The organism is Chryseobacterium sp. KMC2 (assembly GCF_016756935.1).
Lineage (GTDB): Bacteria > Bacteroidota > Bacteroidia > Flavobacteriales > Weeksellaceae > Chryseobacterium > Chryseobacterium rhizosphaerae.
The window spans coordinates 99,872-113,621 of record NZ_JAESIT010000011.1 but is presented as its reverse complement, the minus strand read 5'-3'; the positions used below and the strand labels follow the sequence as shown (position 1 = coordinate 113,621).

Sequence of the window (13,750 nt, the reverse complement as noted above, 5' to 3'; positions counted from 1 at the left end):
CAGGCCCTAGCCCTTTCGAGCTAAAGAAGAAGTATTATCCATGAATATAAATTGATTGCGAAACAGAATGGTTTGGCTTACTCAATGATCATTTCAAAAATTGAATCTTGGTACGAAGAAATAATTTTGGGTTTTATAATAGCAAAGAGGATACCGAACTCCCCTTTTAAAGAAATAAGGTTCTTATTATTATACATAACAGACAGGAAAAATAATAAAAACATTCATTACACGGACCGTTTTGAATGCTAATATTCAAAACATTACGGCAATTTAGCGACTAAACCTTCCGGCAGAAGTCTGAGAATATGATAAATCATTTTCCATTTAAAATTTGGAACAATAGTAAAGGAATTGCCGGCATTGACAATATATCCTGCCACATAATCAGGCTCCATAATCAAGGACTCATTAAGTTGTAATCCGTCATTAATTTTTGTTCTGATATATCCAATGACCAATGCATTGATAATGATTTTTCTGGAAGCCAATTCCTGTCTTAAACCCGCCAGATACTGAGTAAAGGCAGCTTTTGTACTTCCATATACAAAATTGCTTTTTCTTCCTCTTACACCGGATAATGAGGAGAGTCCTACCATTCTTTCCAGGTGTTTATTGCTTTGATCCATTGCAATAATGCTGAGAATGGAAACGGCTCCCATATAATTGACCTCCATCATTTGTTTAGCCCCGCTAAAGTCAGCTAATGCTCTTTCATTATCTACCAGGAAACCGGCAGCATAAACTACTATATGAGGTTTTACAGGAAGTTGATCGTAAAATTTCTGATGGGAATTAAAATCTGCGGCATCAAAAGGTAAAACGGCAATTTTAGTTTGATCCAAATTATTCTCAGAGATAAAATCTTCCAGAGATCGGGTATTTCTGGAAGCCGCAATTACAGAAAGTCCTTTTTCAATATATTGCTTGATGCATTGTTTCGCGACATCTGAATTGGCTCCTAAAATAAGAACAGTTTTATTTGCGTTTTGATCCATTTGGCAAAGATAATTTCTTTTTTCAAAATGAAAATGAATGGTTGCCAAATAACTATTACGTGTTATAAACGGCTTAGTATATTCTATAAAAGAGAAGGGGGGGGTGAACTTCGTTCACCCGCCGATTCTGCATATTTTCAAACCGAATTATTTCTTTTCTTCAGTTTCTATTTCTTTTTTGTCTGCTGTTTTATCAGCAGCTTTTGCTTTATCTCCGAAACGGGTTTCTGTCATTTCTCTTGAGATAGCCGCTTTTTCGAATTTCAGTTTTCCTGATAATGTTTCGATAACAAAACCGTCATCCTGAACCTGAGCAATTCTTCCGTGAAGTCCTGAAGTAAGCACAACTCTTGTTCCTACTTTTAGATTTTCCTGGAAATTCTTCTCCTGTTTTTGTTTTCTCATCTGAGGTCTTATCATTAAGAAATAAAACCCTACAAACATCACCCCCATCATGATCAGCATCATAGATGAAGATCCTTGTGGTTGTGCCTGTAAAAATAATGTCAACATATTTTTTTAATTATGGTTGGATGTTCGCAGTGAACGTTAATTTGATTGGAGCTTTCTCTACATTTGCAAAAACATCTGCATACTTCTGAACGTTTCCATCGAAGTTTGAAGAGTCGAAATGTAATGTAATCTTCCCTTTTTTACCTGGCATGATAGGTTCTTTTGTAAAGTCAGGAGCTGTACATCCGCATCCAGGCTTAACTTCAGAAATAACCAATGGATTTTTCCCAGTGTTAGTTACTTCGTAAACGTGTTCTACTTTATCTCCTTTTTTGATTTTTCCAAAATCGAAGTTGCTTTCAGACAAAGCGATAGAAGTAGAAGGTTCATTAGAAGCAGGAGCAGCAGCTTCACCTGTTGCAGGAGTTGCTGTAGAATCTGCCGTTGCCGGAGTTGTTATAGCTGTAGAATCAACAGCTACTGTTTCAGCACTTTGAACTTCCTTGTTTTCTTTTTTACAAGAAACTAATCCCAGGCCTATGATAGATAAGGCGATAATTGATAACGTCTTTTTCATTTTATATTCTATTTTGATCTTTACAATATTTATCTAAAATACCATTAACAAAAATATTGGAACGGTCTGTCGCAAATACTTTTGCAATTTCAATATATTCGTTAATAATCACTCTTGAAGGCGTAAACGCAAAATTATCCAGCTCCGAAATTGCGGTTGACAAAATAACTTTATCCATTAAAGAAACTCTCTCCAAATCCCAGTTTTCAAGTCTCTCTTCCAGCTTTTTCTCGTTATTTTCCCAGTTATTCAGAGTATCTCTCAATAATTTAGAAGCGAAACTTTTATCTTCTTCATCTTTAATCATCTTAATTAAAGTTCTGCTTTCTTCATCTTCTCTCAGGAAACCGATGGTTTTCTGAACCATTGAATTGGCAATATGAATATCATCATACCAAGAAAGTTCTTTATCTCCTAAATAATCATGAAAATCATCGTTTTCTGCGATATATCTAAGGAATAATTTACCGATAAACTTCTGATCATCCTCAAAAGAATATCCATCTTCTTTCATAAAATCCTGATAACGTTTTCCGGCTGTAATTCTTTGGAAAGTCTTTACCAACAAATCATCGTGCATATCCCATTTCAACTGCTTGTGCTGGCCTGTGAAAAATAATCTCTCAGGATTTTCTTCCAGCTTCTTTAATACTTGATTGTTGATGAATTTTTGGTTAGGGTTAATATCAGCATCTGTCTTCAGATACTTATTTTTCCCGATTTCGATCTGATGCTCTGCCAAATCTTTTAGTGCCACCAAAAAATTCAGCTGATAGATGTAAAGATGATAGATTTTCTCTATTCCAGCGAACATGTTTTTCTCTAAAACATCAAACTTTACAGGATTTTGATAGTACGAATACACTGTTTGTACTAATTTTTCACGGATTTGTCGTCTTCCTAACATTCAAAGAGCTTTTTTATGCCTGCAAAGATACAAAATTTAAAATTGATGAAATTCGTAGTGTGATGACATTTTCGTAATTTTGTAAAACTATATGAAAGCTCTAAAAACCTTAAACCCTTATTTTTGGAAACACAAAATACTATTGTTTTGGGGAGTACTATTTATCATTGCCAGTAACTTTTTTAATATTTATAAAGTTCAGTTTGTAGGTAAATCCGTGGATGAACTCACTAAAAACGGGAATCTTGGCTTCAATAACCAGGTTCTTATTTATGTTGCTATCATTGTGGGGTGTTCCCTATTGACTGGATTTTTCACCTTCATGATGAGGCAGACAATTATTGTTGCTTCCAGAAGAATTGAATATGAACTTAAAAATAAAATCTACCGACATTATCAGGATTTATCTTTGACGGATTATAAACAAACCACCATCGGAGATTTAATGAACCGGTTAAGTGAAGATGTTGTAGCCGTAAGGATGTATCTAGGACCTGGTGTCATGTATGTAGCGAACCTCATTGTCCTGGTTGTCATCACTTCTATTTATATGGTGAAAACAGATGCTTCCATGACTTTATGGACATTGTTGCCGCTTCCGATACTATCTTATGCTATCTATAAGGTAAGTTCCATTATCAATAAAAAGTCTAAAGTGATGCAGAAAAGCCAGTCTGCCATTTCAACTTTTGTTCAGGATAGCTTTTCAGGAATCCGTGTGGTAAAGTTTTTTGCAAGAGAAAAATACATCAAAAACAATTACGGAATCAAGGTAACAGATTACCAGAACAAAGCTTTGGATCTTGCCAAAACTGAAGCCTATTTCTTTACTATTATTTTATTTGTAATCGGATTACTGAATGTTGCCGTTATCTGGATTGGTGGTGAAAAATACATTGCAGGAGAATTAAGTATAGGGAAAATTGCCGATTTCTTCATGTACATCAATACCTTAATTTTTCCATTCTCCATGGTTGGCTGGGTTACTTCGGTGAACCAGAGAGCTGAAGCTTCTATGCAGAGGATTAATGAATTTATGGATAAGAAATCTGAAATTGTAAATTCAAATTTTGAAAATTATCCCATCCAGGGAAGTATTGAGTTTAGAAATGTTTCTTATGTATATCCAAATACGGGAATCAAAGCACTAGACAACCTGAGTTTCACCATTAATGCTGGAGAATCCTTAGCTATTATGGGGAAAACAGGAAGTGGAAAATCTACCATAGCCCTTCTTCTATGCAGGCTGATAGATCCTACAGAAGGTGAGATTCTTATTGACGGTAAAAACCTTAAAGAACACAATCTCAGCAACTACAGAGATTTTATAGGATACATTCCTCAGGAAAGCTATTTATTCTCTGATTCTATCGAAAATAACATTGGTTTTGCTATAGATCATCCCTCTCACGAAAAAGTGGTAGAATATGCTCAGATTGCCGATGTTCACAAAAATATTGTCGAGTTTAAAGACCAATATAAAACACTGGTGGGTGAACGTGGAGTCATGCTTTCGGGAGGTCAAAAGCAAAGAATTTGTATTGCCAGAGCTTTAATTAAGGACCCAAATATCATTATTTTTGACGATTCTTTATCGGCTTTGGATACAGAGACCGAGCAGAATATTCTTGAAAATATTGATAAAAAAATAGGCAATGCTACTTCCATAATTATCACACACAGAGAGTCTAGCGCTCAAAAAGCAGACAAAATCATCAACCTCACGGAAATTGCCAATTCTGTAACCGCTTAGCCGTTTCGTTCTCAATTGTTAAATAAATCATAAAAAAAATTTTGTGATTAAAAGAATTCTTTTATATTTGTTCTTAACAAGATTAAAAAATATCTAACAATGAGTGAATACAAGGAACGCCATGAAAATGAAATTTTCACTAAGGTGTTAAAAGCAGGGAGAAGAACTTATTTCTTTGATGTGCGCGAGACGAAAGCAGGAGATTATTATCTTACAATCACTGAGAGTAAGAAAAATTTCGGAGAGAATGGGGAAGCTACATTCGAGAAGCATAAAATTTACCTTTATAAGGAAGATTTTAAAAGTTTTCAGGAGATGTTTAATGAGTCCACAGATTTCATCATTAATGAAAAGGGGGAGGATGTAATTTCTGAAAAACATGACAAAGACTTCAAAAGCAAATCTTTTACGATTGATTCTGACGACGAAGTTTAAAAAAGAATATCTAAAAACACAAGCATCTGAAAAAGGATGCTTTTTTTGTGTAAAAAATTGGGCTTATGGCTTATGGCTTATGGCTTATGGCTTATGGCTTAGCAAATGTAAAGTTTGAAAAACAAAAAAGTACACCTTTGAAAAGTGTACTTTCTGTATTTTATACGTACTCCCGTTTTATCTGTGAAAGTATCGTTGGATCCAGTATTTCATTGTCTTTAGATAGTAACAGTACTTTAGATAATACTTCAGCAGATTTCGGATCGTCATCTGCAAAAGGTAAAAACAGTCTGCCTCTATGCTGAGAATGAACAGGAAGTATGGAGAGATAATGTCCGGGAACCTGATGCACTACAGCACTTCCCAAATGCACACTATATTCGGCCAAGCTCCCTTTTATCAATACATGTGAACCTTCAATCTTTATATTCTCAAGTTTAAATAAACGAGCCGTTTCTTTCATCAGTACAGTCCGCATTTCAATAGAAGACTGACTGGCTTCCGGATCTACACCTCCCACATGAGCTACCGAGACTACCAGATCCACATCACGCATTACTTCTGAGAAGAGTCTTGGACTGATCTCTTCAAAAGGAATATTCTTAGCATCTTTTAAAGAATGAAATTCTATCGTTTCCAATGTCGGGCTTTCTATATCGGCAGGTGAAAACCAATCGGCCATTGCATAAAGCTTGACCTGGAACCCTTCCTTATGATATACTTTCTGTAAGCCTTCTTCATAATCTACTTTCCACCCACGTGTTTTAAGCAAAGCTAAAGTCTGCTTGGGCTGGATCTGATGCCCTGCGTAACGACGGGATACAGATTTTTCTTTCAATTCGTCAGGGGTAGGAACATACAGCTCTCTGAAAATCTGTTTGAATGGCTGAATAAGCTTTTCTTTAAAACAGTAATGCTGGTAATCATTCCAGACTGAATGCTGATGAAAATCTACACAATGAGCGATACGCAAAGTATGATGCTCATTTAATTCCTGTATTTCACCATCCGTATTGATCAGGTTTCCATCATGGAAAAATCCGATTTTATGATCATTGGAAATAAATACCAGTTTCTCTAAATGCTTTACAATAACAGGATGTTCAAAAAGTTTCTTGATTTCAGCAAAAAAGAACTCATCTCCCCTGATCATTGCTTCCTCTAATCCTTTTCGGGAACGCATCCATTGTTCACGCATGATTTTACGGTAGTTCCCAAGTTCTATGATAGCTTTATCTTTTTTAATCTTTGGCGGAATAGACTTCAGCTGCTTATCATCTCTGAATACCACAAGCTCTGCTTTACCATTGTCTTCTATAATTAAGCCTACTGTAACTCCGTCAATGGTAACCTGTGTTTCTTTTGATAAAAGATTCTGAATTTGTTTGGTTTCCATAGCCCAGGTCAGCCTTATCGGATCAGGATACCCTGCATTTCGGGCTAAGTTTTCTAATGCTACCCGAATAGCCAGTGCCTCACTCGACTGTTTCATAGAGCCAAATTCCTTACTTTCTTTTTTGAACTGCTGGATGTATTCATAACGGCTCAGGACATCTTTCTCAGGATTGGTTTTACTCAACGGTACCAGTCCATATACACGGAGATAATCCTGATCACGCTTGTCTTTTACTTTTGTCGTCACTTCTTTTATTTTTAAGCTGCCAGCCAGTGTGTCGGAATAAAGCCTCGCCCGTCGGTGTCCGTTTCCATCAGATATATATTTAGCAGATTCATAAAGCATCTCCCATCTTGCTTTACCTAGCTCTTTGTAAGCTTTTGTAAACCAATCTTTATCTACAGCTCCATCCTTAAACTCCTGAATATCTACTGAGGAATATTTTGCAACTTCGCTTTCCAGTTTTGCATTCTGCGCTTCATAAGCTCCTGTTTTTGTATGGGCATGCATCCACCAGATCGCCGAATCCAAACCTTTCCAACCCAAATAATTACTTATCAGCTTTTGCCATTGCGGTGCATATACTGCAGCCTGTATCAGACGAAGTTCTGTAATCTTTTCTTTTTTCACCATCTCGTTAAATGCTTCCTGTGTATCATTCTCCAGAGGATAGCAATTCGAAATAAGCCAGGAAAAGAGTTTCTGCTTCGTCATACTTTCCCCAGTATAACTGTATATATAATTGGCATATAACCCGGACTTTCCTAATCCTTTCAGAAGCTGAATAAAACGATGTGTTCCATATATCGTCTGAAACTGCTGTACAAAATGAGAAACAGCTGTGTTGACATCCCCACGAATAAGCTCTATATCCAGGAATTTATCCTGTATTTCTTCAATCATCGGTTTTAAGAACGGAAATACCTCAAGATATTTCTCATTATGATGATAGAATTTGGTGATGGTAAGGTCCCTGATTGCAGAATCAGCAGTGAGGATTCCCTCATAAAGCTCTTCTCGGGTAATGGCTTTCAACTCATAGGCTTTACAAAAGATATGGAAGGGAGGAACACTATTTGTTATATTTTCCTGCAATCCATTATACTGCATCCATCGGTATAAATTCCATTGTTTGAGATGTTGTTCTTCAGTAAGATTTTTCAACGGAACCGCCCTTAAAAATACATCAAAGAAAGATAGTTGCTGCCAGCCATTTCCTTGATATGAGTAATAATAGTCTTTGTTATCTTTTCCTTTATAGTTAATAATATTTTCAGGAAGATGAGCAAACAGGGTACTGCAGGCGTCAAGTAAGAAATCTACTTTTTCCTCAAATACAAATAGATGCTGCAGTGAGTAAAGAATTTTATTAATCGCATTATCCCAGTGATAGTTTCCTTTCGTAGGATTAGGAATAACACCCTGATTGTAAAATACATAATCTTCCAAAAAGTCCCTGAATACTTTCCGATCACAAGTATCTGCAAATGTCAGCAAAAACAGGTCTCTGGGCTCTAATCCAGAATCTTTATACCATTGTTCCCAGACTTCAGACAAAGGATAATTGTCAGCGAGCTGTTGTGGAGTAAATCCATCGGTATTAGTTTTTATCTGACGGAAAGTATTTCCCATCAATTCAACTGTTACTGAACCACTCCAGTCTTCAGATTCATACTCATAGTCTTTATGCTGCAGAAATATATCATTAAGTTTTTTTAACTCTTCTTTTACTTGGGTCAGAGGCTTTGAAAATCCATATTTATCTGTTTTAACGGCCTGTGCATATACCGAATTCGCTTCCACTGCTGGTAACGCATATTTTGAGATCACAGAAGGGTCATAAAACCCGAATCCGTTTTCAGCAGAAAGTATTTTTTTATCATCGGAAGGATGAAGCTGATCCAGCAAACTCTGTTCTCTTTCGGATACCTTTGTCCTTTCGGTATATTGCTGTGTCCATCGAGAAATCTGAGCAGACAATCTCTTCTCTTTCTGAAGTTGAAGCATCATATCCAAAGAAGCCGCCCGCTGCTCGATATCCCCTTTAGCTGTGAGTTCATCAATCAAAGGAGTGATTTCGGCATCCTCCTGTGTAATCACCAGTTCTATAAGTTTTTTACGGAGAGTTCCGCCCTTTCTTTTAAACATATCGAAAAAGATCATTACTTCCTCTTTATGTAAAGGATTCTGATGCAGAACATTGATTCCCGAAGCGATCAGAGATTCACCCCTATCTTTTATAATCTTAAAGGCAAATTCTTTTTGAAAAGGGGTTATCGTATTTTTCTTCTGTTTACCGATATTATAAGATAAAGAATAACAGTAAAAATCCCCTAGAATATTTCGGGTAAGCAGCTCCCGTAAGGAAAGATCAAACTGATCAAAATAAGAAAGTATCACCTCCAGTTTATGGCTGTCTTCTCCTACCAGATAAAACATGGAAGCATATAAATCGCTCTTTTTAAACGTAGTCTTCAGCCAGGAGAATACTTTTCCTTCAAATTTCTTTTCTTTTATCTCGATTTTTTGAGTCAGCTCATGCAGTTTTTCAAAAAAGTCCGGATAATCTTTGTTATTGATAAAAAATTTAGATTTTGTATTGGCACTTAATAATTCTGAAAGCGGCTGTCCGGTGAACGCCAGTACCTGCATATCCCCTTCCAGCACAGCTTTATAATACAGAGGCATCTGAATGTAAGGATTCTGCGTTTCTATCGCAAATTTAATTGCCAAACATTTTTTTTCCTCATTACCTTTCTCAAACAACTGATGCAGATAAGGTACGGTTTTTTCCACATCCCATACCGCCTGTACCCAAAGTGCCATATAAACCTCATTATTATTCTTGCTTTTTATAGCATCAGGAATCAGTTCAGGATTTTTGAAATAGGTATGAGCCAATGATACAATATTTTTTACCACAGATTCTTTCTCTGCTTCCCATCCTAAGCCCGTCCAGGTATCTACCGCCCGAACAACCGATGAAAAACGAGTGAGTTTATGCTCTACAATGACATGGGTCATATATTCCAAAGCACCTATACTTGTTTCATCCAGGGCTTCTAATATCGTCTGGCGTAATCCTTCCTGACGCTGGGCAGCAAGCAAAAGTTTCTCCACCAGTTCCCAACACTGCTTCTGTTCACTGTTGAGCAAAGCTTTGATAATATTCAAAGATACTTTTCCCTGAGTATGTTTATTGAATATAATATCTTCAATCAACCGATAAATGGCCGTATTCCCCGTATCAATAGCTGCCGACCATATATAGAACTGGCTGCTATTATTAGATACTTCACTGTCATATATAATCTGCTCCTCTAATGAAAGGTTATAAAATTCCTGATTATAAGCATTCCGCTGCGGAAGACGTAAGAGACTTCTTATTAAATTAATCTGATTCAGTAGTATATATTCTTCCTGATGAGGAGCCCGAAACGAACGTCGATAATACCCTGTCTGATACATTTTATATGGCATTTTATTCCATACATATTTTACCAGATCTGCGTCACCCCCAAAGAAATAAACCAATAAATTATAGTAGTCCTGATCTTCCCAGAGATCAGATTTTATATAGTCTTTAAGTTTTTCAGAAGTTTTGGAACCCAAAGTTACAATCTCATAAGAATTAGGTTTTCCACTCAGCAATAAGCCTAATTCTGCAACTTCTTTCTTAAGCAAAGGTCTATCAGGAAATATCTGAGTAGACATTCCATTTTCTGATTGCTCTATCAGGTCTTTTCTTACTTTTTCATAATAATTTGTTATAACCTTTTTTGATTCTAACTTTTCGTTGATTTCCATGTTTTTTGATGTTTAGTATAAATAGATTACCAGTAACTTCCTGCCAGAAATGTAAGCCTGATGAAAGCAAAGGTAAATTGTAAACTTAAGTCTATGGTTTGAGAAAGGTCTTCCAGCTGTTCGTCATTATAAAACACAGCAAACATTCCGTCTTCAAAAGCCTGAATAACATTTTCCTGCGCTTTGTCTACATCCGCCTTTTTTAAGTTATAAATACTTCCAAAACCTGCTTTTCCGGTATCTGTAAGAATATTGAGATAATGATCCTGAGGAGTTTTAGTATAGTCTTCATCTTCCAGCTCAAATGACTGTGCATTGAATGCCTCCACTTGCTGCTGAACAACCAGTTGTAATAAATGCTGTAATGTAATGTGTGAATCCTCGTAATTGATCTCAATTTTTTGCTCCGAAAGAACAGGGTGTTTTTTCCCCAACTGCTTTACAGTGACCTTTATTTCCATATTTGAACTTAGTGTGATTAAATATAGGAAAATTTTGCAGTGCTATTGGATCAATTTGAGATTTTATGATGAATATCAAGAAAAGCAGAGCGAAAATTTTTAAATACAGATTGTTTTAATCCTATGTTTTGGCTAAAGCCCGTTCCTATTGATTTGATTATCTATATCGATTATTTGATCACTTAATTATATTATTAGCCCGCTAAAAACAACAACTCCGTTACAGGTAATACCCTTTTTGAGCGTTGACATGAAGAATATGAATAGATTATGGGTAAAATATTCTCAGAAAAAAGAAAAAACCACTTTTATTGAACCTTAGAAACAGGTATAAAATAAAAAAGTACACTTTTAAAAAGTGTACTTTTCTTGGGTGAATGAGGGGTCTCGAACCCCCGACCTTCGGAACCACAATCCGACGCTCTAACCAACTGAGCTACAATCACCGTTTTGTGAGTGCAAATATAGGAAAGATTTTTTAATTACCAAATAATTCCTTCAAAATTTTTCATTGCAATTAACTTCTCAGACGTAAATCCCTCAGCATAAGCAACTCCCGATAAACGTCCTAAATCCTGTGCACGGTAAGTTAAGCTCTCATAAAAGTCTTTTGTTGTAATTGGAGTTTCAGGTTCTTTAGAAGTGGGGTCATAAAACTGAGTTTTATAAGCCATACAGGCCGCAAGTTTTTTGTCAAGATGTTCTGAGATATCAATTACAAATTCCGGTTTGATATCTTTCCATTGAATGTAATGAAAAACATGCTTGGGTCTCCAGACTTCCTGGCTCTTGCCCTCCTCTACTGTTTCAATTTTTCTCAGTCCGGACAAGAAGCACGCATCCGACACTAATTTCGCTCCTTTTGCATGATCCGGATGTCTATCATCAATCGCATTAGCTAAGACGATTTCCGGGCGGTATTTGCGGATCATTTTTACGATCCTCATCTGATACTCTTCAGAATTGACAAGAAATCCATCTTTCATTCCTAGATTCTCTCTTGCAGAAAGACCTAAAATTCTGGCAGCGTCTGCTGCTTCCGCTTTTCTTGTTTCATCTGTACCTCTTGTTCCGAGTTCTCCTCTTGTAAGATCTACAACAACACATTTTTTTCCTTCAGAAACCATTTTAGCAATAGTTCCGCCACAGCCTAATTCTACGTCATCAGGATGTGCTCCAAAAGCAAGTATATCAGTTTTCATGTATCCAAAGATAAGGTTTAAAATAAAAACCTCCCAAACATTACGAATGGGAAGTTTTAATATCTATAATTTAAATTTTAAATTACTTATTGATTTCTGCATTTAATTTTACAGCATCCTGATATGTAGGATCAAGCTGTAATGATTTTGCTACATAATCTTTAGCTTTTGCAGCATCAGAATCTTTATTCATGTACGCTACAGCAAAGTAAGCATAAGCTAGAGTCTGCTTGTTAGCTTCCTGATCAGCAGGTTTCACAGTAGAAATAAACTTCTCGTAAGCAATTTTTGCTGCCTCGTTATTTCCAGCCTGTTGGTAAGAATATCCCTGGCTGTAATAAGCAGGTGCCCAATCTGGAAGAAGTGCACTCATTTTCTGCCAAGTAAGAATTGCTCCATTCCAGTTTTTAACATCCTGGTAAGCGGTTGCTAATTTAAATAAAGCATCAGAATCCTGAGCATTAGCTGCAACTTGCTTTTTCAAACCTTCAATAGTCGGGTTAGTTGGTCCTTTATCCGCTTCTGTCTGAGAAGCACCACCACCTCCTGCAATATTAGCTAATTCAAGATCCCACTTCATGGTCTCATCTTTAGCAGCTTTTGCAATAGCAATTTTTTGTTGAGATTCAGTAGTTAAAGCAGATTTTTTAGCAGCATCAGTTTCTGTTTTTGCTAATCCAGCAGCAATAAGTCCCTGTAAACCTTGATCTGCAGGTAATACTCTTGTTTTTTCTGCCTGAGAAACAAAAGTATCCATATTTTGTTTTGCTTCAGCATAGTTTCCATCAGCATAAGACTGGTAAGCTCTTAATTTGAATTTGATAGGATCTTCAATTTTATCAAAGATTTTATCCAATACTGTTTTAGAGTTTGTATAATCTTCGTTAGTGAAATATAATTTAGCAATTTCTAACTGAGTATATGGATCTTCATCAGCATATTTTGTATAGTTGATAAGGTCTTGTGTAGCCTTAGCATTTTGCTGATATCTGATATCGTAAGATGCAAGCGCTTTATATGCAGGCGCATAAGTAGCATCTACACCGATAGCTTTATCAATGTTCTGCTTAGCTTGTTGCCATTGTTGAGCAGCCATCCATAAGGTAGCCATTCTCGTATAAACAGACGCTTTGTTCTTAGCCAATGGTAATGCTTTATCATACGCTGACATAGCATCTCCAGGCATTCTTTTCAATCTGTAAGCATCTCCTAATGTATAATAGTAATGTGCAGGAACTCCTTTTTTCTCTGCTTTTTCAATCGCTTTAGTCAGGAACTGAATAGCAAGATCAGGAGAACTGTTTTTTTCAAATAATGTTAATGCTTCAGCAGCTCTGAACAGTACTTCAGCATCTTTTTCTCTTGAATCGGTTACTACTTTCTGAATTTCAGCAATAGCACTTTTATCACCTTTACCTAGTTTTACAGCAGCTAAACCAATCTTGTTAAGATAACTCTTTCCGTCAGCAGCTACCCCTTTGTTAAAGCTTTCAATAGCTTTAGCATAGTCTGGTTCACCCTGTCTTAAGAAAGTATTTCCTAAATAGAAGTAGTTCTCAGCAGTAGGCTCTTTAGTGATCATGTCAGTGAAGTTAGTTTTTGCCTGAGCAAATTTATCACTGTCTATACTGTTGATACCATCCTGCAGTGTTTGTGCAGAGGTAAAACCGGCAAAAAATACCACAGCTGCTCCAAAAGCAATTTTCTTTACATTCATATTCATTATATCTTTCATTTTATATTTCTAATATTTGAGTTATA

At 36.2% G+C, this 13,750-nt stretch carries 10 protein-coding genes and 1 tRNA gene; 2 read left to right on the top strand and 9 right to left on the bottom strand.

Annotated elements, in window-relative coordinates; genetic code table 11:
* Positions 1 to 263: 263 nt before the first annotated feature.
* The 4 genes from JML65_RS14425 to JML65_RS14410 all read right to left on the bottom strand — a co-directional run bounded on the left by JML65_RS14425 (position 264) and on the right by JML65_RS14410 (position 2,935).
* Positions 264 to 998: an SDR family NAD(P)-dependent oxidoreductase gene (locus JML65_RS14425; RefSeq protein ID WP_202271236.1), complete on the bottom strand. Its 735-nt coding sequence runs from the start codon at positions 996 to 998 to the stop codon at positions 264 to 266.
* Between the two features lie 147 nt (positions 999 to 1,145).
* A complete protein-coding gene (gene yajC, locus JML65_RS14420) occupies positions 1,146 to 1,511 on the bottom strand; it encodes a preprotein translocase subunit YajC (RefSeq protein ID WP_047488858.1) in 366 nt (121 codons plus the stop codon).
* A gap of 10 nt (positions 1,512 to 1,521) precedes the next feature.
* Positions 1,522 to 2,028, bottom strand: a complete 507-nt coding sequence (locus tag JML65_RS14415; protein WP_047488854.1) for a DUF1573 domain-containing protein — start codon at positions 2,026 to 2,028, stop codon at positions 1,522 to 1,524.
* 1 nt (position 2,029) lies between these two features.
* On the bottom strand, positions 2,030 to 2,935 hold the full coding sequence (locus JML65_RS14410) for a transcription antitermination protein NusB (RefSeq protein ID WP_202271235.1): 906 nt from the start codon (positions 2,933 to 2,935) through the stop codon (positions 2,030 to 2,032).
* A gap of 91 nt (positions 2,936 to 3,026) precedes the next feature.
* Here JML65_RS14410 and JML65_RS14405 point away from each other — a divergent pair, with 91 nt between their 5' ends.
* Positions 3,027 to 4,688, top strand: a complete 1,662-nt coding sequence (locus JML65_RS14405; protein WP_047488847.1) for an ABC transporter ATP-binding protein — start codon at positions 3,027 to 3,029, stop codon at positions 4,686 to 4,688.
* Positions 4,689 to 4,787: 99 nt separating this feature from the next.
* On the top strand, positions 4,788 to 5,123 hold the full coding sequence (locus tag JML65_RS14400; RefSeq protein ID WP_034701927.1) for a DUF3276 family protein: 336 nt from the start codon (positions 4,788 to 4,790) through the stop codon (positions 5,121 to 5,123).
* A 160-nt stretch (positions 5,124 to 5,283) separates the two neighbouring features.
* Here the strand turns inward: JML65_RS14400 and JML65_RS14395 are convergent, their stop codons facing one another.
* From JML65_RS14395 to JML65_RS14375, 5 genes are all read right to left on the bottom strand, one after another.
* Positions 5,284 to 10,326: a DUF4132 domain-containing protein gene (locus JML65_RS14395; protein WP_202271234.1), complete on the bottom strand. Its 5,043-nt coding sequence runs from the start codon at positions 10,324 to 10,326 to the stop codon at positions 5,284 to 5,286.
* A 26-nt stretch (positions 10,327 to 10,352) separates the two neighbouring features.
* Entirely contained in the window at positions 10,353 to 10,787 is a 435-nt protein-coding gene (locus JML65_RS14390) for a hypothetical protein (protein ID WP_052188606.1), read from the bottom strand.
* Between the two features lie 371 nt (positions 10,788 to 11,158).
* A tRNA-His gene (locus JML65_RS14385) sits at positions 11,159 to 11,234 on the bottom strand.
* A 35-nt stretch (positions 11,235 to 11,269) separates the two neighbouring features.
* A complete protein-coding gene (bshB1, locus tag JML65_RS14380; RefSeq protein WP_202271233.1) occupies positions 11,270 to 11,989 on the bottom strand; it encodes a bacillithiol biosynthesis deacetylase BshB1 in 720 nt (239 codons plus the stop codon).
* Between the two features lie 82 nt (positions 11,990 to 12,071).
* Positions 12,072 to 13,724, bottom strand: coding sequence for a tetratricopeptide repeat protein (locus tag JML65_RS14375; protein ID WP_202271232.1), 1,653 nt, complete (start codon positions 13,722 to 13,724; stop codon positions 12,072 to 12,074).
* Between the last annotated feature and the right edge of the window lie 26 nt (positions 13,725 to 13,750).